Genomic DNA, 23,423 nt, shown 5'->3' with positions numbered 1-23,423 from the left:
GGCGCCCCCCGTGCGTCCGTTCCTGGCGTTCGGGGCCGGGCCCCGGTGTCTCATGTCTAACACACCGGGCCGGAATCCCGCCCGGTCACCGTCAGTTCGCGGGCGTCCGGCCGCGCTGGGCCTCGGTGAGGGCGCGGCGGCAGAGGGAGTCGGCGTGCCGGGTGGTCTCGGGCAGCCGGTAGCGGCGGGCGAGTTCGAGGGTGGTGTGCACGGCGGTGTCGAGGCCGATGCGGTGGCCGACGGAGACGAAGACGGGTTTGACGCCGGGCCGGGTGCGGACGGCGCGGCCGACCTCCTCGCCGGTGGCGGGGTCGGTGAGCGGGGTCCAGGACCCACGGTCCGGGCCCGGGTCGTGGTGGTCGAAGGTGAAGGGGGTCTTGGCGACGCCGAGGGTGCGCAGTCCGGTGAGGACGCCCAGGTGGCTGGCGAGGCCGAGGCGGCGCGGGTGGGCGAGCCCGTAGCCGTCGCAGACGACGGTGTCGGGGGTGCGGGTGAGGGCGGCCAGCGCGTCCAGGACGGCGGGGAGTTCGCGGAAGGCGAGCAGCCCGGGGACGTACGGGAAGGCGATCCGGCCGACGGCGGTGGCCTCCTCGACGACGTCCAGGGTGTCCCGGTCGAGCAGGACGGCCGCGGCGACGACGAGGTCGTGGTCGTCGTCGTAGGCGACGTCGACTCCGGCGATCAGCCGGCCCGGGGCGCCGTCGTCGACGGCCCGGACGAGCGGCCGCAGCCGTTCCTGTTCGGCGAGCGCCCGGGCCTCGGTGGTGGGCCAGTCGGCGGGGATGGGCACGGTCGGGTCCCCCGGGTCTGCGTGGTGTCGGTCGGGCTCCACCGTACCGAGGGGTGCGGACGACCCCGGGGTGAGCCCGTGCGCCCCCTGTGCCCCTGACCCCGCGGGTTAGCCTGGTCGTGCCGAACTCCCCTGCCGGGTAGGCCTCCTGGAGCCGGCACCATTCCCGCCCGTTCCCTCCGACGTGCGAAGGGCCCCCGCCATGCCGCGTCCGTCCGCTGCCCGGTTCTGCCTCGGATCGTTCACCGTCGCCGCCACCACGGTGGCCCTGCTGGCCGTGTCCGGCGCCGTGGGCGCCCTGGAGGTCGCGGTGCTGGTGGCCTTCGCGCTGGCGCTCGGCACCGTGGTGACGGTGCTCCCGGGGTCCGTCCCGCACCGCTCGGCCGCGGCCGCCGACGGCTCCGGGGCCTCCCCTGCCGCGGCCGGGCACGAGTACGCCCGGCAGCGCTGATCCGCCGCCGGGCGCCGTCGTCCCGCTGCCGCGCTCAGACCTCGGTGGTCACGACCACGGTCTTCGCGGCCTTGTCGTGGATGCACTGCCGGTAGGGCTTGTCGAAGACGCCGAACAGGCCGTCGATGATCCACCACAGGGCGGCGCAGCAGACCACGGCCGGGAGGATGAAGACGGCGGCCCGGGTCCAGGCGGCGGCCGGGGGCGGCACGTTCCCGTCGACCAGCATGGCGACGCGGATCTTCATCGCCTTCTTGCCCAGGGTCTGGCCGTCCCGGCTGAGCATCAGCGCCTCGTAGACGAGGTAGATGACGCAGCCGAGCCAGAAGGCTTCGGTGCTGCCCTGGCGCGTGCCGAGGTCGACGAAGGGGCCCACGACGATGACGCCGACGACCTGCACGAGGACGTAGTCGATGAGGCGGGCGAGGATCCGCTTGGGCCAGGTGCCGATCGGCGGCATGCCGGGGACGGGGCCGCCGCCGGGGGCGCCGTACATGCTGGGGCCGGTGCCGTAGCCGGGCGGGGGCTGGTCGTACGGGGGTCCGCCGTAGGGCGGCTGGCCGTAGGGACTCTGACCGGGGGTCGGTCCGCCATAGCTGCCCCGGTAGGCGCCGGGGCCCTCGGACGGAGCACCGGTCGGGCTGCCGTGGGGCTCCTCGGAGGGGGTGGGGCGCGGCGGTTCGCCTTCCGGCGTGCCGCCGCCCGGGGCGGGGGGCTGCTTGTCGAAGGAGGGCTGACCGCCCCCCTCCGGCTGGGGGCCTGAGGGGTCGTGGGTGCTCATCCCCCGAGTAGAACATCACACATTCTCAAGGCTCGGAACATTTTGCCCGTTTTGCCATCCGCCGCCCGTCCCGGGCACAGCCCGCTCAGCCGCGGACCACCCGGGTCCGGGCCGCACGGTCCTGCCAGCCGCGCCGCGCCGGACGGTCGAGCAGCGGCCAGACCAGGCCGAGCAGCAGCACCACGCCGAGCTGCCGGACGATCCACCGCAGCAGCGAGCGGCCGAGGCTCAGCCGGGTCCGGCCGCCGGGGGCGGCAGCGTCGACCACCCGGATCCGGGCCAGTCGCTTGCCGAAGGTCTGGCCGGTGCGGGCGACCGGCAGCACCTCGTAGACCAGGCTGACGAACACCAGGATGCCGAGCAGGGCGGCGAGCTTGCCCAGCACCACGTCGTCCACCAGCCAGACCTGGACCTGGCGGCGGGCGAGGGAGCTGGCCATCCTGGCCTGGTCGAGCTTCTGCTGGAGGTGGTCGGCGACCGAGCCGCCGAGCGGGATCCCGGCCGCGACGGCGACCACCAGCAGCACCGCGGTGTCCACCGCCCGGGCCGCCAGCCGCCGACCCAGCCCGGCGGGCACCGAGCCCGCCGACCGACCGCGGACGGCGGCTTTCCGGGCCGGCCGCACCACGGGCAGCGGGGCGACGTGAGCAGCGGCGGCCCCGGCCACCGGCGCGGGAGCCTCGACCGGAGGGGCCTCCTCCGCGCGGACCGGGACGGGCGGATCCTCGGGCTCGGCCGCCACCTCGACCACCGGCATCGCCACGACGGCGTCGACGGGCGCCGACACCTCGCGGACCGCCACCGTCGCGGCGGGCGCGACGGCCGCGGCGACCTCCACCGCAACAGCAGCACGCTCCGCCTCCGCGCGCCCCTCCTCTTCCTCGGGCGCCCCCGGAAGCACCCCCCAGGACACCCATTGAGGGGCCCCTGCCGTCTCCATCAGCCCCCGCTGGGCCCGTGGATCCGCCTGCCATCCGGAGGCCCCGGGCACCCCGGCGGCCTCCTCCGCCGAGGTTTCGACGGTGCGGAACACCGGCCCCCCGATCACCTCGGCGACCCGCGGCCCGACCACGAAGGACGCCCCGCCCGTGGTCTGGTCGAGGTACACCGGGCCGGTGTCGCCGGAGCCCGGGACGTCACGGGACGGCGACGGCGCACGCGAAGGCGCGGACAGCACCACGGGCAGGTCCGAACACTCGGGCGGCGCCGCCACCTGCGCCGACGCCGGCAGCGGCTCGTGAACGGACACCGGCTCGCGCACGGGCGCCGGACCCGACACCGGCACCGGCACCACCGGAGGCGGCACCGCCCGCGCCGCCGCGACGTCGGGGGCGGGCCGCCGGGCGGCGTACCGGGGCGGCGCCAGCACCTCGCCCTCGGCGGGCGCGGGCCGGGTGGTGCCCGGCACCCAGGCCGAGCCGCCCCAGTACCGGACGAAGCCGGGGATGGACGGGTCGGGGTAGTAGCCGGGCCCGGGTGCGACGGCCGGGTCGCCGTCGGCGGCGAAGGGGCGGTCCGTCATGGGGTCTTCTCTCCTGTCAGGTCCTGACGAGGGACGGCGGGGGCGGCCGGTCCTCAGCAGGTCGAAACGGGTCCGAACGGGTGGAGGAAACGGGTGGAGGAAAGGATGCGGAAAACGGATGCCGGAAACGGGTGCGGTACGACGGGGTGCGAACGGGTCGAACGGGCTGCGCGCCCGCCCTCGCCCCGGGGAGCCCGGCGCACGTGGGGGCACCGCCTGAGGCGGACAGTCGCCGGATAGTCACAAAGGGTAGTACCTCACCGGAGTGCCGACGGAAAGTTGGCGATTCCCCGGACAGCGGAGGACCGGCCGGGGTAAGGATCCGGGCGCGCGACGGGAGCCCGCGCGCCGTGACCCGGCCGTTCACCACCCCGCACGGAACTTCCCGGAGAAAACCCGGAAACGCGTGTAAGAGCCGGGGCCCGCCCCCCTCTCAAAGGTCACAGGGCCCGGAACCGGGCACGAACCGAAGGCAGAGAGGAAGGCGATCATGGACCGCCCCGTCAGCGTCGTGGAGCACGAGCTGGAGCTGAACCTGGTGCTCTCCCCGGACCACAGCGTCCCCGTCCCGGCCCGGCTGACCTACGGCAGCCACGATCCGTACGCGGTGTACATCACCTTCCACCTGGACACCGGCTCCCCGGTGACCTGGGTGTTCGCCCGCGAGTTGCTGGTCGAGGGCACGTTCCGCCCGTGCGGCCAGGGCGACGTGCGGATCTGGCCGACCCGCTCGGGCCGGCGCAGCGTGCTGTGCCTGGCGCTGAGCTCCCCCGCCGGGGACGCGCTGCTGGAGGCGCCGCTGCCGGCCGTCGCGGCCTGGCTGGAGCGGGCCCACCGGCTGGTCCCGCCGGGCAGCGAGCTGGCCGCCCTCGACATGGACGGCTCGCTCGCCGAGCTGCTCGCGTAGGCGTGCCGGTCGTGCGCCGCAGCGTGCACTGGTACGCCGCCCGGGACCTCCGCAACGCCCGGGAGCACCGGCCCGCGCGGGAACCGCGGCACGCCCGCGACCAGGGGGTCGGCGGAAGCGACGGGAACGGGGAAGGCGGGAGCGACGGAGCCCCCGCCGGCTCAGCGGGCCGCGGGGGCCTGCTGACGACCGCGGGCGGTGTCCGGGCCGCCGCCGTCGCGCTGTCCGGGCAGCCGGACGAGCGGGGCGCCGGCGGAGAGCCGCCGTGCCCTTATCCGGATGGCGGCGGCGAGCAGGAAGCAGAGACCGACCCAGGGATAGATCGAGGTGGGCAGCTGGCGCAGCGGTGACATGTGGAGGACCGCCGCGCCGAGCGGCTTCGCCGCCCACATCGCGAAGGACAGGAAGGCGAGCAGGGTGGCCCAGAAGGCGGCCCGCCAGCGCAGCCGGCGGACCGCGGCGGGCCGGGAGTGCTCGACCGAGGCCTCGGCCGCGAGCAGGACGAGCACCGGCACGCACCAGACCCAGTGGTGGGTCCAGCTGATCGGCGAGATCAGCACCGCCGTGACGGCCGCGACGCAGACGCCCCAGGCCTCGGACCGGGGCAGCCAGCGGCCGCTGCGGGCGGCCCAGGCGGCGACGGCGAGGCCGGAGACGGCTACCAGGCCGACCCCGAGGGTGGCGAGGAGGCCGGGGTCCGGGGTGTGCAGCAGCCGGGCGAAGGCGCCGCGCAGCGACTGGTTGTCGACGATCTCGGTCTTGCCGACCCGGGAGGAGTCGTAGAGGTACTCGGTCCAGAAGCCCCAGGTGGCGTCGGGCAGGAAGAGCGCGCCGATCAGGAAGGTGCCGAGGAAGGTGAGGCCGGCCGTGAAGGCGGCCCGGACCCGGCCGGTGATCAGCAGGTAGACGGCGAACAGGCCGGGGGTGAGCTTGATGCCCGCGGCGATGCCGATCGCCAGGCCCTTGCTGCGGCGGTCGTCCGACCGGGTGAGGTCCCACAGGATCAGGCAGCCGAGCGCGAGGTTGATCTGGCCGTACCGGAGCGTGGTGAAGACGGGTTCGAGCCAGACGCCGAGGCCGGTCACCAGGACCACGCCGATCGGCCGCAGTTCGCGGCGCGGCCAGCCGACCAGCTTGAAGGACAGGTGGGCCATCAGGGCGAGCAGCCCGAGGTTGCCGAGAGTGATCGCCACCCGGAGGAAGGCGATCGGGAACCAGGTGGTCGGGACGAACAGCATCGCCGCGAACGGGGGGTACGTCGCGGGCAGGTTCCACTCGGTGACGCGCAGCGCGTAGAGGTCGTTGCCGTCGGCGACGGCGGCGCCCTCGGCGCGGTAGACGATCATGTCGACCATCGAGGTGTGGACGAAGTGGCGGACCACTGCGTACACGACCAGCGACAGCAATGCCAAGGACGAGGCGACCAGCATCGGACGGCGGGGGGCCTCACGCAGCGCGCGCACGGGGGCACCGAGCGCGACCCGCAGCCGGTCGGACAGGGAGGCGGGCGGAGGGGCGGGTACGGTCCGCACCGGGCTGCGCTCGTCTTGCACCGCTGTCACTGTCCACTCCGTCCACCGCTCGGCCAACCAGCGACGATACCGGATGCGACCCGCCCCGTCCTGGGCGCGATCGACTACGCAAAGTGACGAATCGGGCCCGACCGCCGGGAGGAAGGCACCCCGGCCGTCCGTGCTCGGCCGCGGACCGAGCGCGGACGGCCGCGGCTGTCGGGGAGGCCCGGACAGGAGGCGGAGCAGGCGTGGAGGGGCCGCGGAGGGGCCTCCGGAACGGGACCGGCCCCACCGGCGCCGGCCGCGCGGCCGGCCCGGATCGACGGACTGAGCGAGGGGTGGAACTCCCTTGGGCCTCGGCTGGGGAAGAGCCCGAACGGCCGCTCCCGTTCCGCCGTCACCGCGGGAACAGCGTGCCCCGGGACCGCCGTCGTCCGGCCCGGGCGGGCAGGGCCTCCGGCGCGCGGGTGCGCAGCCGCAGCCGGGTCTCGGCGCCGCCGAGCACGGCCGAGCGGCCGAGCGCGAGGTCCCCGCCGGTGGATTCGGCGAGCTTGCGGACGATGTCCAGCCCGAGGCCGGTGGAGCCCTCCCCGCCGTGCCCCTCGCCGCGCTTGAGGGCGGCGGCCGGGTCGCTGTAGCCGGGACCGGCGTCGCCGACCAGCACGATCACCGAGCAGTCGGTCGCCAGGACGTCGACCGAGAAGGCGGTGCCGACGGCGGTGTGCCGGAAGACGTTGCCGAGCAGCGCGTCGACGGCGGCCGCCAGGTCGCCGCGCTGGACGGGTACCGGCGTGGGGCGCTCGGCGCCGGCCAGCTGCCAGCGGCGGCCCTCGTCCTCGGCGAGCGCGGACCAGAAGCCGACCCGTTCGCGGATCACCTCCGCGGCGTCGCAGCCGACCGCGACGGCGGGCGCGTCCTCGGGGGCACGGCGGGCGGAGCGGATGATCTGGTCGACCTCGCGTTCGAGCTGGGCCACCCCGTGCCGGGTGGCGTCGGCCGCGTCGCCGTCACCGAGGGACGCGGCGTTGAGGCGCAGCACGGTCAGCGGGGTGCGCAGCCGGTGCGACAGGTCGGCGGCCAACTCGCGCTCAGCAGCGAGGAGTTGTGCGACCCGATCGGCCATGGTGTTGAACGCGTGGGCGGCTTCGCGCAGTTCCTCGGGGCTGCCGTCGGCCTGTTCGCCCTCCACCGGGACGCGCACCGCGAGGTTCCCCGCGCCGAGCGAGCGGGCGGCGGCGGCGAGCCGGCGGGCGGAGGCGACGATCCGGCCGCCCATCCGGTCGGCGACCAGCACCGAGACGGCGACCAGGCCGAGCGCGACCGCGGAGAGCACGAGCCAGGCGGTGGAGACGCCCCGGGTGAGGTCGCTCTCGGCGACGAACACCTCGACCACGGCCGTCCGGCCGGTGTCCACCGCGACCGGCTGGAGCAGCGCGTAGCCGCCGGGCACGGCGACGGTGAAGGCCCGGCCCTGGCCGCCGGCCGTGGCCACGTCCGCCGCGGCGGCTCGTCCCTCCCCGATGGTCGGCCCGCCCGGGCCCTCGCCGCCGACTCCCCCGGCACCCTCCGCACCGGCACCCGCCGCACCCGCACCCGCACCCGCCGACCCGGCCGGCACCGGCAGGTGCACCGCCATCCGCCCCTGCGACCCCGCGTCTGTGCTGGCCAGCGCCCGGTCGATGGCGTCCTGGTCGGTGGTGATCGCCAGTGCCGGCCCGAGCGCCGCGGCCTGCCGTTCGGCCGCGGTGAACGCCCGGTCCCGGGCGGTCTGCTGGACCATCAGGCCGAGCGGGATGAGGAAGGCCAGCGCGACCATGGTGGTTCCGGCCACCGCGGCCTTGATCAGGGCCCAGCGCAGCGAGTGCGCGAACCGCTTCACGTCCGGTGCCCCGCGGGGCCCCCGGGGGCCTCCAGCCGGACCCCGACGCCCCGGACGGTGTGCAGGTAGCGGGGGCTGGAGGCGGTCTCGCCGAGTTTGCGGCGCAGCCAGGAGAGGTGGACGTCGATGGTCTGGTCGCCGCCGTAGGTCTGCTGCCAGACCTCGGCGAGGATCTCCTTGCGCGGCACCACGACGCCGGGCCGGGCCGCCAGGAAGGCCAGCAGGTCGAACTCGCGCCGGGTCAGGTCGAGCGCCCGCCCGTCCAGGACGGCCTCGCGCCGCTGGAGGTCGATGGCCAGTCCGCCGACCCGCAGCACCTGGGGGACGGGCGCGGCGCCGCCGCCGAGCCGGCGCAGCACAGCGGCCATCCGGGCACTCAGGTGTTCTCCGGAGAAAGGTTTCACCAGGTAGTCGTCGGCACCGTCGTTGAGCAGCCGGACGATCTCCGCCTCGTCGTCCCGCGCGGTGGAGATGATCACCGGGACGTCGGTCAGGCCCCGGATCATCTTGAGCGCCTCGCGGCCGTCCAGGTCGGGCAGGCCCAGGTCCAGGACCACCAGGTCGCAGCCGACCTGGGCGACCTCCCGCAGCGCCTCCAGGGCCGTGCCGACACTGCGGACCGCGTGACCGGTGTCGGTCAGATGGCGGATGAGCGCGGAACGCACGAAGGGGTCGTCCTCGACCACGAGCACTGTTGCCATGGCCCTGCACGGTACGCCATCCGGCGGCAGTGGTCTGTACCTCGCGGGTCGACCGGTACGGGTCCGGACATTGTGCAACTGCCTTGCCGAACAGCGGGGGTGCCGCCCTCCACCGGCCGGGAAGTACGGCAGGATGTGCGGACGATGCGGAACGGACTGGTACAGCTCGGCGCCTGGGCGGCGGCCACCGGGGCGGCGGTGGCGCTGTCCTGGATCGCCGTGCACGCGGTGCTCACCGGGGCCGCGTTCGAGCAGCCCGCCGCGCTGCCGCTGCCGTCCCCGAAGGCCGGCGGCACCGCGACCGGCGCGACCGCCACCCCCGGCCCGGCGCCGTCGGCGGACACCCCGTCCCAGCCCGCCACCCCGACCGCGAGCGCCTCCGCCGCGCGCGCCCCCGTCGGCACCCCGCCCACCGGCACGGCCGCCCCGGCCGGTGGACGGCCGGGGCCCACCGCCACCACCACGTCCACGGTGCGCAGCTACCCCGTCCCCGGCGGCCGGGTCGCCCTGGACGTCCGCGCCGACCGGGCCTCGCTGGTCTCCGCCACCCCGGACCCGGGCTGGCAGATGCAGGTGTGGAACGGCGACCAGTGGATGCGGGTGGACTTCACCAGGGACAACCGGGCCAACTCGGTCTTCGTCTACTGGAACGGCCACCCGCCGGTGGTGGAGACGGCGGTCCGCTGATCCGGCGCCAGGCGGATCACCAGCCGGAGAAGGGCTCGTACCCGGGCAGGTACGGCCCCGCGTAGCCCGCCCGGTCGACCAGGGTGTGCCTGCCGCCGCCGGGCACCCCGATGGTGGCCAGCACCACCGAGCCGAACCGGTCCCGCACCTCGTACGGCTCGGCCAGCGACAGCGCGCCCCGGTCGACGGCGTGGTCGTACGCGTAGTGGACGTCCGGCACGCCCACCGCGAGGTCCAGCACCCCGTCCCCGTAGCGGGCCAGGTGCGCCGCCAGCTCCCGGCCACGCGGCCCGATCACCTGCACCGGCGAGGTGAGCACGATCCGCGTCCCGGGCCCCGTGAGCACGTAGGAGACCGCCTCCGGGTCGCCGGTCTCCGGCCCGGCGTACGCGGTGCAGCCCAGCCCGAGCGCCGCACGGTAGCGGCGGGCCGCCCGCTCCGCGTCGCCGACCACGAAGACCACCGCGTCGGCGCGGCCGGTCGGCAGCGGGCCCGGCTCCTCCGGGCCCTCGGCCGCGCCCGCGGCGAGCAGGGCGGGTTCGGCTGCGGTGTGGGTCATGACGGCCTCCCGGTAGGCGTACGGACCACCCGTCGCCCGGGGTGGGGCCCGGGGCACGGGATCGTGGCTGGAGGGTGTCGCCGGGCCGACCGGGGCGCAACTGTTCCGTTTCATCCTGGTCAAGCTGCGCCCCGGGGCGGGAGAATCGGCGGCGCCGCTGTACAGAATGCCCACCGGAGGACGGAGCCGCGATGCCCCCCGCCCAGCCCCCGAGCTCCCCCGGCTCGCCCGACTCCCCCGCCCCGCAGGGCACTTCCACCACCCCGGCGGGCAGCGGGAACGACTCGATCGACGCCCTGGACGGCCGGCTGATCCGGCTCCTGGCGGAGGAGCCCCGGATCGGCGTGCTGGAGTGCTCGCGCCGGCTGCAGGTCGCCCGGGGCACGGTGCAGGCCCGGCTGGACCGGCTGCAGGCCAAGGGGGTGATCAGCGGGTTCGGCCCGGAGGTGGACCCGGCTGCGATCGGCTACCCGGTGACGGCCTTCGCCACCCTGGAGATCTCCCAGGGCCAGGGCGCGGACGTGCGGGCGCACCTGGCGCGGGTGCCGGAGGTGCTGGAGCTGCACACCATCACCGGCATCGGGGACATGCTGGTGCGGATCGTGGCCCGGTCGAACGCGGACCTCCAGCGGGTGATCGACCGGGTGGTGGGCTTCGACGGGATCGTCCGCTCCTCCACGGCGATCGTGCTGGAGAACCCGGTGCCCTACCGGATCCTGCCGCTGGTGGACCAGGCCGCCGCCGAGTAGCGCCCGGGGCCGGGGTCAGCAGCTGGGGACGTCGCCGCCGCTCTTCAGCGCGTCCAGCGCCGCGACCGACTCGGCGAGCGTGCCCACCGGCACCAGCCGCAGCGTCCTCGGGGTGTTCACCTTGGCGTCCGTGCACTCGTCCTTGGGGACCAGGAAGACGGTCGCGCCGTCCCGGGCCGCCGCCTGGGTCTTCAGCGGGACTCCGCCGACCGGGCCGACGGTGCCGTCCTTGTCGATGGTGCCGGTGCCCGCGATCCTGAGCCCGCCGGTGAGGTCGCCGCCCTTGCCGTCGCCGGCCAGCTTGTCGACGATGCCCAGCGCCAGCATCTGCCCGGCGCTGGGGCCGCCCACGTCGCCGAGGTCGACCTTGACCTTCACCTGGTCCGGCGAGAGGTGGAGGTAGCCGAGCGCGGCCGCGGTGGCGCTGTCCTGCGACTGCGCCATCTGCTCGGCCGTCTCCTCGTTGGCCTTGGCCGGGCTGCTCTGCGGGTACACCACCTCGGTCGGCTGCACGGCCTCCTCGGGGTCGAACCAGGCCTGCAGCGAGCGCCACAGGGAGGTCCGCTGGTCCGCGTTGGTGGCCGTGATGGTGACCATCCGCAGCTCGCCCGTGGTGCTGCGCAGCGGCGCCCCGCTGACGGTGAGCACCGGCTTGTCCCGGTACGAGCCCAGGGTGTCCGCGGTCAGGCCCGGCCAGGTGACGGTGTACGGCAGCGGGACGAACGCCGCCACGCCGAACAGCGCGGCGATCAGCACCCCGCAGAGCGCGAGCGCGCGGGTCCGCGGGGACGACAGGGCCTTGGGCAGCTTGGTGTCGGACACAAGGGGAATCCAAACACACCCGGCGCTGTGATTCCCCCTGCCGCCGGACGCTACCTCAGGGCGTCGGCGACCTCGGTCGCGGCCTCCACCACCCGGGGACCGACCCGCTCGGGCACCAGCCCGTTGAGCATCACGACGCCGACGCTGCCCTCGATGCCGCTGAGCCCGAGCAGCGCGGCGGCGGCGCCGCTGGCCCCGGACTGCTCCTCCGCACGGGTGATGACGAAGCCCTGTTCGGGTCGGCGCTGGCTGGGGAAGGTGCGGGCCTCCAGGATCGCCCGGCCGGCCGCGCTCTCGGTGAGCGGATGGCGCAGTCCGGTGCGGTAGGCGACGTGGAAGTCGGTCCAGCTGGGCTCGACCACGGCGACGGCCAGCGCCTCGTTGCCGTCCACCAGGGTCAGGTGGGCGGTGGCGCCGAGGTCCTCGGCCAGGCTGCGCAGGGCGGGCAGCGCGGCCTCGCGCAGCAGCGGGTGCACCCGGTGGGCCAGCCGCAGCACGCCCAGGCCGACCCGGGCTCGGCCGCCGATGTCGCGGCGGACCAGCCCGTGCTGTTCCAGGGTGGCGAGCAGCCGGTAGACCACGGTGCGGTTGACGGCCAGCCGGGCGGCCAGCTCGGTGACGGTGAGCCCGCGCTCGGAGTCGGCGAGGAGCTTGAGGACGCGGACGCCGCGGTCCAGCGTCTGGGAGGTCTCGGCAGTCACGACGGGCGGTCCTTTCCGCGGCGCTCGCGGGCGTGCGGCGCCGGGCCCGGGGGGGGGCGGGGTCGCGCGCAGGTGGGGGTGGCCGCGCTCGGGCCGCGCGGTGTCGTCCTTGACGACCGCGCGGTCCTGCGGAGCCCGTCCCGCGGGGGTTGCCCGGCGGAAGAGCGTGGGGGAAAGGTAGTGAAGGAAATCTCGCGGCGGAAGTGGTTGTCCAAAATTCGGGCGCGATCGTCATCGCGCCCGCCGGGAATTCCGGACGAACCCCACCATTTCCCCCAGCCTGGCAGGGCGTCAGTTCGATGCCGGTCCGATGTCCGGACACGCCGGAACGGACGGGTCCGCGCCGGACCCGCCCTGACCCGCCCTGACCCGCCCGCCGGAGCGCTACTTCGCCCACTCCCGGATCTTGGCGATCCGCGCCTTCAGCTGGTTGGCGGTGGCCTGCGCGGTGAGCGGCCCGCCGCACTGGCGGCGCAGCTCGTTGTGGATGGTGCCGTGCGGCTGGCTGGTGCGGTGGTGCCAGGCGGCCACCAGCGCGTTCAGCTCCTTGCGCAGCTCGCGCAGCTCCTGGTGGGTGACCACCGGCCGCTGCTCGGCCGGCAGCTCCAGCAGGTCGGCCTCCTCGGCGGGCCTGGTCTTGCTGCGCTGGATCTGCCGGTGCTGGCGCTTCTGCAGCAGCATCTGCACCTGGTCCGGTTCCAGCAGGCCCGGGATGCCGAGGTAGTCCTCCTCCTCCTCGCTCCCGGGGTGGGCCTGCATGCCGAACTCCATGGCGTTGTACAGGACCCGGTCGAAGACCGCCTCGGAGCCCAGCGCCTCGTAGGAGAACTCCTCGCCGCCCGCGCCGTCCGGCCCGTCGTTGGCCCGCTCGGCCTCGGCGAGCAGCCGGTCCTCCTCGTCGAAGAGGCCGTCGCCCTCCTTCTTCGGCCGGTCGAGCACGTGGTCGCGCTGGAGCTCCATCTCGTTGGCGAAGCCCAGCAGCATCGGGATGGTCGGCAGGAACACCGAGGCCGTCTCGCCGCGCTTGCGGGCGCGCACGAAGCGGCCGACGGCCTGGGCGAAGAACAGCGGGGTGGAGATCGAGGTGGCGTAGACCCCGACGCACAGCCGGGGCACGTCGACGCCCTCGGACACCATCCGGACGGCGACCATCCAGCGCGAGGTCCCCGCCGCGTAGTCGGAGATCCGCTTCGAGGCCTCGGCCTCGTCGGAGAGCACCAGGGTGACCTTCTCGCCGCTGATCTCGCGCAGCATCTTGGCGTACGCGCGGGCCACGTTCTGGTCGGTGGCGATCACCAGTCCGCCGGCGTCCGGGATGGCCTTGCGGACCTCGGTCAGCCGCCGGTCGGCGGCCTGGAGCACGGACGGGATCCACTCGCCCTGCGGGGACAGCGCGGTGCGCCAGGCCTGGGCGATCAGGTCCTTGGTCATCGGCTCGCCGAGCCGGGCCTCCAGCTCGTCGCCGGCCTTGGTGCGCCAGCGCATGTTGCCGCTGTAGCTGAGGAAGATCACCGGGCGGACGACGTGGTCGGCGAGCGCGTGCCCGTAGCCGTAGGTGTAGTCGGCGACGGACTTGCGGATGCCGTCGCTGCCCGCGTCGTAGGCGACGAACGGGATCGGGTTGGTGTCCGAGCGGAACGGCGTCCCGGTCAGCGCCAGCCGGCGGGTGGCCGGCTCGAAGGCCTCGAAGCAGGCCTCGCCCCAGGACTTCGAGTCACCCGCGTGGTGGATCTCGTCCATGATCACGAGGGTCTTGCGGGCCTCGGTGCGGTTGCGGTGCAGCATCGGGTTGACCCCGACGCCCGCGTAGGTGACCACGATGCCGTGGTAGTCCCGGGAGAGCGGCCCGGAGGAGTACGCCGGGTCCAGCCGGATGCCTATCCGCGCGGCGGCCTCGGCCCACTGCTTCTTCAGGTGCTCGGTCGGCGCGACGACCGTCACCTGCTGCACCAGGTGGTTGTGCAGCAGGTACGAGGCCAGGGTGAGCGCGAAGGTGGTCTTGCCTGCGCCCGGGGTGGCGACGGCGAGGAAGTCGCGCGGCTGGGTCTCGATGTACTTGTCCAGCGCTCCCTGCTGCCAGGCCCGCAGCTTGCCCGCGGTGCCCCAGGGGGCGCGGCCGGGGAAGGCCGGGGAGAGGTGGTGCGAGGAGGCGGGCGCGGCATGGCCGGCGGCCCGGACGGGCTCCTGCAGCTCCGGTGCGTCGGAGAACAACGGCATCGAGGAGGCGGCGGCAGTACTCACGGTCTCCGAGGGGGATCATCGCAGGTCAGAGGCGGTTTTGTGGCCCCGTCCCGCGGTCGGGCGGCGATCGGACAACCCGCCCAGCGTACCGGTCCGGGGCTGTTCGGACCTCCAGGCCGGGCGTCGCGCCGGGCCCGGACGGCCGGAAATCGATGTGACGCAGGTCATGCTGGACCGTCCTCGGAACCGGGTAATCCCCGGTGGCCCCGGGACTCTCACCAGGGTGAGGCCGCGCCCACCCCACCTGCCGTCGCGCGGCCCCCGCCGAACGAAGGGACCCACCCTTGTACTCCGCCGTCGAAGAGACCGTCCAGGCCCGGCTGATCCTCTCCACGCACCGCTCCGCCCGGCTGCGCGCGGTGCTGTCCTACCTGCCGGAGGACCCGTTCGCGGTCCGGATGGCCTTCCCCGCCGAGTTCTCGCTGGACGACGCCGTGGAGGGCCCGAGCACCGAGGACATCGTCTGGGTGTTCGCCCGCCGGCTGCTCTCCTCCGGCCTGGAGGTGCCGGCCGGCGTCGGCGACGTCCACGTCCGGCCCGCGGCCGGCCGGCGCACCATGGTCGAGCTGCGGGCCCCCGAGGGCACCGCACTGCTCCGGTTCGACACCGCCGACCTGCGGCGCTTCCTGTGGCGCAGCCGGCTGCTCGTCCCCGAGGGCGAGGAGCACCTGCACCTGGACGCCGACCGCGCGCTCGCCCAGCTGCTCGGCTGACGAGGCGCCCGGCGTCCGGGAGCGCCCCCGCGCTTCCGGACGTCAGAGCCCGTCACCGCCGGCCACCGGGGGGAACGGCCGCCCGGGTCCGGGGCCCGGAAGCTGCCGCCCGCCCGGCTCAGCCCGACAGCTTGCGCATCAGCCGTACGCCCTGCGCCGGCGTGAGGTGCGGCAGGTAGGCCTTGCCGATCGCCCTGGTGATGCCGGGCAGCGCGGCCGGGTCGGGGTAGGCCATGTACATCGGCCGGTACTCCGGCTGGAACTTCGCCTTGAACGCCAGCAGCGAGCGGAAGCCGTACACCGGCTCCAGCGCCCCGCCCATCCAGTCCAGCGTCCGCTGCAGCCCGGTGGGCTCCTCGTCCTGCCTGGCGCGGGCCAGCGGCGCGCCCGACAGCGACAGGAAGCGCGCGCCCTCGCCCTTGAAGCCGAGCGCGGCCGAGGCGATCAGGAACTCGTTCACGCCGCGGAAGCCGTCCGAGCGACGCCGCATGAAGTCCAGCGTCCAGCCGACCGGCACGCCGTCCTCGTACACCGGCATCCAGCTGGTCAGCCCGTGCACCACGCGGTCGGCGTCCACCGCGACCAGCACCCGTACGTCCGGGTCGTCCAGCTCCTCCAGCCCGCCGAGGGTGAAGCCCATCTCGGGCAGGCCCTTCTCGGAGACCCACTCCTCGGAGATCGCGCGGATCTGCTCCCGCAGCGCGAGCGGCGCCTCGTGGTACGTCCACCACTCCGCGGTGATGCCCTGCTTGCCCGCCTTGTTGAGGGCGGTGCGGATGTCCTGCCACTTGCGGCCGGTGAAGGCCAGCTCGGGCAGCGGCACCACGGTGTCCTCGGCGACCTGCACCGAGCGCCAGCCCAGCTGGGCGGTCGACGCCCTGGTCCCGGCACCGACGCTGTAGAAGCACGGCGTCCAGCCCCGGGCGTCGCAGTAGCGGGCGAAGCCGGCCACCGCGCGGGCGCGGTCCTCCGGGGCGCCGAAGGGATCGCCGGTGGTCAGCGCCACGGTGCCGACCACCCGGTAGGCGACGGCCGCGCGGCCCTGTTCGTCGAACCAGTAGTGGTTGCCGTCCCAGGTGGTGATGAAGGACAGCGTCCCGCCGCCGTGCGCGGTGAGCAGCGCCCGGGCCCGGGCGGCCGCCGCCGCGTCGGTGTGCAGCACCGGACGGCGGAACGCCGACAGCAGCGCGCCCAGCGCGACCGCCCAGAACGCCAGCCCGCAGTACGTCTCCAGGAACAGCGCCACCGGACCGACCGCGATCGGGTAGTCCGGCAGCAGGTCGTTGTAGGCCGGCGGCAGGAACTGGGCGGGCAGCCCGCCGGCCAGCCCGCGCAGGCCCGCATCCGGCTCGAACTGCCCGGCCACCAGCCGCCCGAGGCCCACGTACGCCGCCGAGGCGGCCAGCGCGGCCCCGCCGACCACCAGGGCCAGCCGGCGCACCGCCCGGCCGGACAGCCGCAGCCGGAACCGCTGCCGGGTGGCCAGCAGCAGACCGGTGGTCAGCAGCGGCAGCAGCATCGCCTCGACGAAGTACTGCACCACGTCCCCGCTGACCGGCCCGGCCTCGAAGTACAGCCGGGTCAGCAGTGCCGTCCAGAGCAGCTCGGAGGCGACGCTTATCCGCCAGGCGAACCGCAGGCCCCGGCGCAGCCCCTCGGCGAGCACCAGCAGCAGCGCCGGGAACAGCGCGGCCATCAGCCGGCCGGGGGTGTCGAATATCCGCTCGACGGCGTGCGCCCGGGCGCAGTCGTGCGCCGAGACCGCGCAGAAGTCGGCCACCTCCTCCGGGCTGAGCCGGTGCGAGAAGTAGAGCTCGGAGAAGGTGTTGAAGGGCCCGCTGGCGTTGTCGTACAGCGAGGCGATCAGCGGCCCGCAGGCGGCGGCGACCAGGCAGAGCGCGACCAGCACCCGGGTCTCGGAGTGCGAGGAGCGGTGGCTGCGCAGGTACGGCCGGCCGCGGCTGAGCAGCGCGCCCGCGCCGAGGCCGAGCAGCGCGGCTGCGCACCGCTGGACGCTCTGCAGGTGGCCGACGTACAGCGTCATGACCAGCGGGACGAGCAGCACCAGCAGGTGCAGTCGGCGGCGCCAGAGCACGGTGAGCCGGTAGCCGAGCACCCCGGCCAGGGCGAACAGGCCGACGCCGGGTCCGACCGCGGTCTGGTCGGCCACCGAGGCGGTCCACTGCTCGCCAGCCAGGGAGCCCGCCTCGACCAGCCCGGTGCCCAGCAGGGTGCCCGCGATCTGGCCGCCGACCAGCACCGCGAGGGTGCGCAGCCGTCCGAGCCGGCGCTCGGCGGCCGGGCCGACCAGGAGCAGCAGCACGCTGGTGAAGACGTACGCGCCACTGCCCGAGCACCACAGCAGGGAGCTGACCGGTGTCCACCAGCGGCCCTCGCCGAGCGTGGGCGGGCCGACGCCGGTGCGGGCGAGCAGCGGCGCGGAGGGCCCGCCGGACAGGCTCCCGGTGGCGGCGCCGAGCGCCCAGAGACCGGCCAGCAGCGAGAGGGTCAGCGGCGCCGAGCGCAGCTGGTGGCCGAGCGCCCGGGCTGCCCGGCGGATCCGCTGGGGGCCGGCCTCCGGTGTACGGGTGACCGGGGCGAGGTCGGCCCCCTGTTCCTGCTCGGCGGCCCGCGGCCGTGCGGCCAGGAGTCTGGTCACCGGATCAGCCCCGTCTGCTGGGCGAGCCAGGGCAGGTTCTGCTCGAAGGCCTGGCGGAACACCGTCCAGCTGTGCCCGCCGGGGATGGTCTGGTAGCCGGCCTTCATGCCCGCCGCCTGCGCCGCCGCATGGATCCTCTCCTGTCCCGGCCGGAACCAGGGGTCGTTGGCGCCGACCACGATCATGCCGGCGGTGTCGGGATACTTCCTGCCGGCCATCAGGTGCACCGGGTCGACGGCGTCGAACGCCGCCTCGTCTCCGCCGAAGGCCTGGTCCACGGTCTCCTGGTGGGTGCCCAGGGTCGGCTCCTCCTGCCCGGAGATGTCCAGGAAGGTCCCGTAGACGTCGGGCGCGTTGACGGCCAGCTGCAGGGCGCAGGTCCCGCCGAGCGAGAGCCCGCCGATGGCGAGGGCGCCGCGGCCGGTGGCGGTCTGCAGGTTGCGGTGGATCCAGTCCGGGACGTCGACGCCCAGGTAGGTCTGCGACTTGGCGATCCGGGAGTCCATGCAGAGCGGGTTGGCGAAGTTCCCGCCGGTCTGGTCGACGACCAGCACGATCGGCGCGAGGCCCTGGTGCCGGGCGGCGAAGGCGTCCAGGCTCTCCCGGACGGCCCCGGAGTTGACCCAGTCCTCCGGCGCGCCGGGCTGGCCGGGCATCAGCACCACGACGGGCAGCAGCGGCCGGGGGTTGGCCCGGTAGGCGGGCGGCAGGTAGACGTAGCCGGGGCGGGGGCTGAAGCCGGACCTGGTGCCGGGGACGGTCACGGTGGACAGGGTGCCCTTGCCCGGCAGGCCGGCCGGCGCGTGCCAGAGCTCGGAGAGCGGGCGGCCGGGCGAGCCCTGCACGACGGCGGCGGCCCGTCCCGTCGTCAGTTCGTCGGTGTGCGGCGCCAGCATGGCCCGGGCGGTCGGGTACTGGTCGAAGCCCCGGTTGACCTGCGAGGCGGCCATCAGCGCCACCAGGGCGACACCTCCGACGGCCAGGAACCTGCGGCGGGTGGGCAGCAGCGACACCCGGAAGCAGAGCAGGGCGACGGCGAGCAGCGCGACGGCCGTCCAGCGCAGGACGAAGTCCGGGGTGCCCTCCGGGAACGGGTGCCACCAGTCGTCGACGACGGTCTTCACCAGGACGGTCAGCACGGCGCCCAGCAGCAGGGCCCCGAGCATGCGCGGGGCGCGCCAGCGTTCGTGCCGGGACAACGCCAGCAGGGCGAGCGCGGCCCAGCCCGCGGCGAGCACCGCGTACGGGACGGGGCCGTGGGTGAGCGGCCAGTCGATCGGGTTCCAGCGGGTGGCGAGGGTGAGCGTGCTCATGCGGCTTTGCCCGGCGGTGTGGTGTCGGCCAGGAATCCGTAGGCGACGACGTTGCCCTCGTAGCCGTGTTCCCCGCTGTACGCGCCGCCGCAGGTGATCACCCGTAGCTGTGCGTCGGCGGCCTGGCGGTAGACCCGGTCGTCCGGGAAGTCCTTTCGGTCGTGCACTTCGATGGCGTACAGCTGGTAGACGGCGGTGGCGCCGTCGGCCCGGGCGATCTCGATCCGGTCGCCCCGGCGGAGCGCTCCCAGGTGGTAGAAGACGGCCGGTCCGGACTCGTTGTCCACGTGGCCCGCCAGGATGGCGGTGCCGCGCTGGCCGGGGCTGGCGCCGCCGCGGTACCAGCCCGCGAGGTTGCGGTCTGCCGCGGGCGGGGCCTGGAGGTGGCCGTCCGGGTCCAGGCCCAGCTCGGTGACCGGGGCGTCCAGCCGGACGGCCGGGATGCGGATCCGGGTCGGGGCGGACCGGCCGAGCGGCGGGACGACCGAGACCGGGGCGAAGCCGGACAGCGCCTGCCCGGCGCCGGGCGCGGGCGGCAGGACGACCGGGCCGCCGCCGTGCAGCAGCCAGGCACCGAGCACCAGCGCGGCGCCGGCCGCCAGGGTGCACGGCCAGGGGCTCCTGCTCTGCTGGGCACCCACGGGTGCTCCCCTCTGCCGGCTCGGATCCCATTCCTGAGAGTTTCCTGGGAACTCATTCAATCGGATCGGACCTTAAGGCACGTCCCCACCACGGTCCTATCCGCACCCGCCGATCGGCAGGGGCGACGGCTCCGGTCCTGCACTCGGTGGGGGTCCGGCGACACAGCGTGACGGCTCCGTCCGGCGTACGGACGCGGCGCGCCACCGCGCTACCACCCGTCGAACAGCACCGACGTCCCGGCCCGCCGGTTCGGTTGCGTCAATCGGGCGATCGATCACGACCGTTCGCTGCGCCTCTCGGACCGTTCCTGCCCTCATGGCATGCTGACCCGGTCACGGGCTCCATCGCCCTCCGGTCGCACCGGACTTCCGCACGCCGCACGCCTGCCGCGGGCCGCCGCCCGCCCGCACGCGCCGCCCGCACGCCGCACCCACCCCCGTCGCCGGCACGCCGCCCTCCTGCCGCCCGCCTGCCGCCCGCCTGCCTGCCGAAAGCCTCACGAACGGAGTGACCATGGACGCGCTCTCCCGCCGAACCCTGCTGGCCGCCGGAGCGGCCACCGCCGCCACCCTCGCGACCGGCTGCGGCAGCGACCGGGCCGGCGGCAGCGGGGAGCACAAGGCCGGCAACGCCGTCCCGGTCGCCCCGAAGCCCGGCGGCCAGAGCGCCACCCCGGCCCCGGCCCCGCAGAAGCCGCAGACCGTGCTGATCGGCGACGGCTCCACCTCGGACACCGGCCCCCAGCCCCACCAGCCCGTCGTCGAACGACTCCAGCCCGGCCAGCGGCCCCCGCAGTTCGTGGTCTTCTCCTGGGACGGCGCCGGCGAGCTCGACAACGGCCTGTTCGCCCGCTTCCGCCGGCTGGCCCGGGAGCACAACGCCTCGATGACCTTCTTCCTCAGCGGGCTCTACCTGCTGCCCGAGTCCAAGAAGGACCTGTACCGCCCGCCGCAGCACAAGGTCGGCGCCTCCGAGATCGGCTACCTGAGCGACCGGCACATCCACGACACCCTGGAGAACGTGCACGCCGCCTGGCTGGAGGGCCACGAGATCGGCACCCACTTCAACGGCCACTTCTGCGGCTCCACCGGCGTCGGCCAGTGGTCCCCGGAGGAGTGGGACAGCGAGATCCAGCAGGCGATGGACTTCGTGACGAACTGGCGCACCAACACCGGCTTCACCGACCTGCCGGCGCTGCCCTTCGACTACCGCAAGGAGCTGATCGGCAGCCGCACCCCCTGCCTGGAGGGGCAGCGCAACCTGCTGCCCACCGCGGTCAAGCGCGGCTGGCGCTACGACAGCAGCGGCAACGGCACCCAGGTGTGGCCGCAGAAGATCCAGGGCGGCGCCCTGTGGGACCTCCCGCTGCAGTCCATCCCCTTCCCCGGGCACACCTTCCAGGTGCTGTCGATGGACTACAACATCATGTTCAACCAGTGCGGTCCCAACACCAAGGCCGACCCGGCGCTCTACCCCGGCTTCCAGTCCCAGGCCCGGGACTCCTACCTGATGGGCTTCGACCGCACCTACAACAGCAACCGGGCGCCGTACATCATCGGCAACCACTTCGAGGAGTGGAACGGCGGCATCTACATGAACGCCGTCGAGGACGCGCTCAGGTCGATCGCGGGCAAGCCGGAGGTCCGGCTGGTCTCCTTCCGCCAGCTGGTGGACTGGCTGGACGCCCAGGACCCGGCGGTGCTGCGCAAGCTGCAGAGCCTCGGCCCGGGCCAGTCCCCGGCCGGCGGCTGGGAGAGCTTCCTCGGCACCCCGGCGGCGCCCCCGGTCCCCTCCCCCGCCGCCACGGCCGGCTGACCGCGGGCGTCGGGCGGTCAGGCCCTGGCGCGGACCCGGCCGGAGAGCAGCGCCCCCAGCACCGCCACCGAGGCCATCACCAGCAGGATCGCGGCGAAGGCGCCGGGCGAGCCCCCGGCCCCCGAGCCGTCGTGGGCGACGGCGAGCGAGCCGCCGCCCAGCGCCGCGAACAGCACGCCCGCCAGGCCGGTCAGCAGCACGTTGCCCAGCGCGTCGCTCATCTGCAGCGCGGCCGAGTTGGCCCCCGCGTCCTCGGGCGCGGAGAGCCGCATCATCAGCACGCTGACGCTGGCGACCGTCAGCCCCATCCCGACGCCACCGACCCCCCAGGCCACCGACGCCGTCCACGAGGGCACCGCCGGGATCAGCACCAGCGCGGCGCCCGCGATCGCCACCGCGGTCAGCACGAAGCCGCCGCGGATCATCGCCCCGCGGTAGCGCTCGGCCCCCGGCCGCCCCTGCAGCCAGGAGCCCAGCGCCCAGGAGAGCCCGCCGCTGGTCAGGGTGAGCCCCGCCAGCGTCGGCGAGAAGTCGCGCTGGGTGGTCATCATCAGCGGGATGAAGGCCTCGGCGGCGAAGAACGCCCCCGCCGCGACCCCGCGCAGCAGGATCACGGTCGGCAGCCCGCGCCCGGCGCGCAGGGTCCGCTTCGGCAGCAGCCCCAGGACGGCCGGCACCAGCAGCGCCGCCCCGGCGGTCCCGGGGAGCAGCCCGACCAGGTCGCGCCGCTGGCCCGCGTACTGCAGCAGCCCGGCGCCGATCGCGGCCATCGCGGCCAGCAGGGTGCGGCGGCGGTCGAAGTCCGCGCCGCGCGGCACGGGGTGCTCCTGCTCGGAGCGGGCCAGCGCCGGGCCCATCACCGCCAGCGGCAGCAGGATCAGCACCGGCACGGCCAGGAACACCCAGCGCCAGCCGAGGTGCTGGGTGACGGCCCCGGAGACCAGCGGTCCGACGATCGAGGGCAGCACCCAGGCCGAGGAGAAGGCGGCGAACACCGACGGCCGCAGCCGCTCCGGGTAGGCCCGGCCGACCACCACGTACAGCGCGACGATCACCAGCCCGCCGCCCAGGCCCTGGATCGCCCGCCCGGCCACGAACACCCACATCCCGGGGGCCGTGCCGGCCACCACCAGGCCCGCGCCGAACACCGCGATGCCGGCGAACAGCGGCTGCAGCGGGCCGCGGCGGTCGCACCACTGGCCGGAGACGACCAGGGCGAACAGCGTGGTGGTGAAGTAGCCGGAGAAGGCGAAGGCGTACAGTCCGAGGCCGTCCAGCTGGCGGGCCGCGGTCGGCATCGCGGTGTTGACGGCGGTCGCCTCGAAGGCGATCACCAGGACCACCGACACGATCCCCAGCGTCAGCGCGCGGTAGCGGCCGCTGAGGACCCCACCGCCGGGATCGGTTCCGCTGGGTATCGGGGTGGAGTCGACCGAGGTGGGGGAGGCAGTGGTCATACGTAGCATCGTAAGGGCCGTCTGCTTCGGTGACCCCTGACCGGAGTCGGTGGCCCGCTCGGTCCGCAGGCCTAGGTCCAAGCCCCCGGGGTCAGTGCAGCACCTTGAGCCCCACCACGCCGGAGACGATCAGCAGCAGGCAGCCGATCCGGGCCGCCGTCGCCGGGTCGCCCAGGACGGTCATGCCGTAGAGCGCGGTGCCGACCGCGCCGATGCCGACCCAGACCGCGTACCCGGTGCCGATCGGGATGGTGCGCATCGCGTACGCCAGTCCACCCATGCTGAACAGCAGCGCGACACCGAAGACGAGGCCGGGAACGGGGCGGGAGAAGCCCTTCGACGATTCCAGGGCCACCGCCCACACGGTCTCCAGGAGACCCGAGACGATCAGAACGAGCCAAGCCATGACGGCCGCACCTCCGCAGTCCACAGCGGCCGGATTGCCGCTGAACTGCGTCGTCTTGTCGTCACCGGGTACGACGCGCTCGTCCGGGGTGGGGAGAATACGGCCACCGCCTCC

21 protein-coding genes and 1 riboswitch are annotated in these 23,423 nt (G+C 74.7%); of the genes, 6 read left to right on the top strand and 15 right to left on the bottom strand.

Annotated elements, in window-relative coordinates; genetic code table 11:
- Nucleotides 1-91: 91 nt before the first annotated feature.
- Nucleotides 92-790: an endonuclease V gene (locus tag ACFV1W_RS13005; protein WP_380415828.1), complete on the bottom strand. Its 699-nt coding sequence runs from the start codon at nucleotides 788-790 to the stop codon at nucleotides 92-94.
- Nucleotides 791-992: 202 nt separating this feature from the next.
- Between ACFV1W_RS13005 and ACFV1W_RS13000 the strand changes: the two genes are divergently transcribed.
- Nucleotides 993-1,241: a hypothetical protein gene (locus tag ACFV1W_RS13000; protein WP_380415826.1), complete on the top strand. Its 249-nt coding sequence runs from the start codon at nucleotides 993-995 to the stop codon at nucleotides 1,239-1,241.
- A gap of 34 nt (nucleotides 1,242-1,275) precedes the next feature.
- Here ACFV1W_RS13000 and ACFV1W_RS12995 read toward each other — a convergent pair whose 3' ends face one another.
- Complete coding sequence (locus tag ACFV1W_RS12995) at nucleotides 1,276-2,022, bottom strand: RDD family protein (protein ID WP_380415824.1); 747 nt, start codon at nucleotides 2,020-2,022, stop codon at nucleotides 1,276-1,278.
- A gap of 85 nt (nucleotides 2,023-2,107) precedes the next feature.
- Complete coding sequence (locus tag ACFV1W_RS12990) at nucleotides 2,108-3,544, bottom strand: RDD family protein (RefSeq protein WP_380415822.1); 1,437 nt, start codon at nucleotides 3,542-3,544, stop codon at nucleotides 2,108-2,110.
- Between the two features lie 490 nt (nucleotides 3,545-4,034).
- On the opposite strand from ACFV1W_RS12990, the gene ACFV1W_RS12985 reads away from it, so the two are divergent.
- On the top strand, nucleotides 4,035-4,451 hold the full coding sequence (locus ACFV1W_RS12985; RefSeq protein WP_380415820.1) for an SsgA family sporulation/cell division regulator: 417 nt from the start codon (nucleotides 4,035-4,037) through the stop codon (nucleotides 4,449-4,451).
- 161 nt (nucleotides 4,452-4,612) lie between these two features.
- On the opposite strand, the gene ACFV1W_RS12980 is transcribed toward ACFV1W_RS12985, so the two are convergent.
- The 3 genes from ACFV1W_RS12980 to ACFV1W_RS12970 form a co-directional block, all read right to left on the bottom strand.
- Nucleotides 4,613-6,013 (bottom strand): glycosyltransferase 87 family protein, encoded by a 1,401-nt coding sequence (locus ACFV1W_RS12980; RefSeq protein WP_380415818.1) that lies wholly within the window; start codon nucleotides 6,011-6,013, stop codon nucleotides 4,613-4,615.
- Between the two features lie 349 nt (nucleotides 6,014-6,362).
- On the bottom strand, nucleotides 6,363-7,823 hold the full coding sequence (locus ACFV1W_RS12975; RefSeq protein ID WP_380415906.1) for a sensor histidine kinase: 1,461 nt from the start codon (nucleotides 7,821-7,823) through the stop codon (nucleotides 6,363-6,365).
- A gap of 17 nt (nucleotides 7,824-7,840) precedes the next feature.
- Entirely contained in the window at nucleotides 7,841-8,545 is a 705-nt protein-coding gene (locus ACFV1W_RS12970) for a response regulator transcription factor (RefSeq protein WP_380415816.1), read from the bottom strand.
- Between the two features lie 144 nt (nucleotides 8,546-8,689).
- Here ACFV1W_RS12970 and ACFV1W_RS12965 point away from each other — a divergent pair, with 144 nt between their 5' ends.
- Nucleotides 8,690-9,232 (top strand): hypothetical protein, encoded by a 543-nt coding sequence (locus ACFV1W_RS12965; protein WP_380415814.1) that lies wholly within the window; start codon nucleotides 8,690-8,692, stop codon nucleotides 9,230-9,232.
- A gap of 16 nt (nucleotides 9,233-9,248) precedes the next feature.
- Here ACFV1W_RS12965 and ACFV1W_RS12960 read toward each other — a convergent pair whose 3' ends face one another.
- Nucleotides 9,249-9,791 (bottom strand): VOC family protein, encoded by a 543-nt coding sequence (locus ACFV1W_RS12960; RefSeq protein ID WP_380415812.1) that lies wholly within the window; start codon nucleotides 9,789-9,791, stop codon nucleotides 9,249-9,251.
- A gap of 191 nt (nucleotides 9,792-9,982) precedes the next feature.
- On the opposite strand from ACFV1W_RS12960, the gene ACFV1W_RS12955 reads away from it, so the two are divergent.
- The gene (locus tag ACFV1W_RS12955; RefSeq protein ID WP_380415810.1) at nucleotides 9,983-10,540 is read left to right on the top strand and encodes an Lrp/AsnC family transcriptional regulator; all 558 of its coding nucleotides are present in this window, start codon (nucleotides 9,983-9,985) and stop codon (nucleotides 10,538-10,540) included.
- A 15-nt stretch (nucleotides 10,541-10,555) separates the two neighbouring features.
- Here the strand turns inward: ACFV1W_RS12955 and ACFV1W_RS12950 are convergent, their stop codons facing one another.
- The 3 genes from ACFV1W_RS12950 to ACFV1W_RS12940 all read right to left on the bottom strand — a co-directional run bounded on the left by ACFV1W_RS12950 (nucleotide 10,556) and on the right by ACFV1W_RS12940 (nucleotide 14,280).
- A complete protein-coding gene (locus ACFV1W_RS12950) occupies nucleotides 10,556-11,362 on the bottom strand; it encodes a S16 family serine protease (protein ID WP_380415808.1) in 807 nt (268 codons plus the stop codon).
- Nucleotides 11,363-11,412: 50 nt separating this feature from the next.
- Nucleotides 11,413-12,063 (bottom strand): IclR family transcriptional regulator, encoded by a 651-nt coding sequence (locus ACFV1W_RS12945; RefSeq protein WP_030284022.1) that lies wholly within the window; start codon nucleotides 12,061-12,063, stop codon nucleotides 11,413-11,415.
- A 384-nt stretch (nucleotides 12,064-12,447) separates the two neighbouring features.
- On the bottom strand, nucleotides 12,448-14,280 hold the full coding sequence (locus ACFV1W_RS12940) for a DEAD/DEAH box helicase (RefSeq protein WP_380415904.1): 1,833 nt from the start codon (nucleotides 14,278-14,280) through the stop codon (nucleotides 12,448-12,450).
- 308 nt (nucleotides 14,281-14,588) lie between these two features.
- Here ACFV1W_RS12940 and ACFV1W_RS12935 point away from each other — a divergent pair, with 308 nt between their 5' ends.
- Nucleotides 14,589-15,017, top strand: a complete 429-nt coding sequence (locus tag ACFV1W_RS12935; RefSeq protein ID WP_380415806.1) for an SsgA family sporulation/cell division regulator — start codon at nucleotides 14,589-14,591, stop codon at nucleotides 15,015-15,017.
- Nucleotides 15,018-15,135: 118 nt separating this feature from the next.
- Here the strand turns inward: ACFV1W_RS12935 and ACFV1W_RS12930 are convergent, their stop codons facing one another.
- From ACFV1W_RS12930 to ACFV1W_RS12920, 3 genes are read right to left on the bottom strand one after another with little or no spacing between them, the layout of a single operon-like run.
- On the bottom strand, nucleotides 15,136-17,676 hold the full coding sequence (locus ACFV1W_RS12930; protein ID WP_380415805.1) for a bifunctional lysylphosphatidylglycerol flippase/synthetase MprF: 2,541 nt from the start codon (nucleotides 17,674-17,676) through the stop codon (nucleotides 15,136-15,138).
- Nucleotides 17,673-18,989, bottom strand: a complete 1,317-nt coding sequence (locus tag ACFV1W_RS12925) for an alpha/beta hydrolase (protein WP_380415804.1) — start codon at nucleotides 18,987-18,989, stop codon at nucleotides 17,673-17,675. Before ACFV1W_RS12925 ends, ACFV1W_RS12930 begins: the two co-directional genes overlap by 4 nt.
- A complete protein-coding gene (locus ACFV1W_RS12920; RefSeq protein ID WP_380415802.1) occupies nucleotides 18,986-19,630 on the bottom strand; it encodes a class F sortase in 645 nt (214 codons plus the stop codon). Before ACFV1W_RS12920 ends, ACFV1W_RS12925 begins: the two co-directional genes overlap by 4 nt.
- A gap of 514 nt (nucleotides 19,631-20,144) precedes the next feature.
- Here ACFV1W_RS12920 and ACFV1W_RS12915 point away from each other — a divergent pair.
- Nucleotides 20,145-21,446, top strand: coding sequence for a hypothetical protein (locus tag ACFV1W_RS12915; protein ID WP_380415800.1), 1,302 nt, complete (start codon nucleotides 20,145-20,147; stop codon nucleotides 21,444-21,446).
- Nucleotides 21,447-21,463: 17 nt separating this feature from the next.
- On the opposite strand, the gene ACFV1W_RS12910 is transcribed toward ACFV1W_RS12915, so the two are convergent.
- Together ACFV1W_RS12910 and ACFV1W_RS12905 are read right to left on the bottom strand one after the other, a co-directional pair.
- Nucleotides 21,464-22,903 carry an MFS transporter gene (locus ACFV1W_RS12910; protein WP_380415799.1) on the bottom strand — a complete coding sequence of 480 codons (1,440 nt, stop codon included), beginning with the start codon at nucleotides 22,901-22,903 and terminating at the stop codon, nucleotides 21,464-21,466.
- A gap of 91 nt (nucleotides 22,904-22,994) precedes the next feature.
- A complete protein-coding gene (locus tag ACFV1W_RS12905; RefSeq protein WP_380415798.1) occupies nucleotides 22,995-23,309 on the bottom strand; it encodes a DMT family transporter in 315 nt (104 codons plus the stop codon).
- 44 nt (nucleotides 23,310-23,353) lie between these two features.
- Nucleotides 23,354-23,419, bottom strand: a riboswitch (guanidine-III (ykkC-III) riboswitch).
- Between the last annotated feature and the right edge of the window lie 4 nt (nucleotides 23,420-23,423).

The organism is Kitasatospora sp. NPDC059648 (genome assembly GCF_042734825.1).
Lineage (GTDB): Bacteria > Actinomycetota > Actinomycetes > Streptomycetales > Streptomycetaceae > Kitasatospora.
This window is presented reverse-complemented; position numbering and strand designations above follow the sequence as displayed.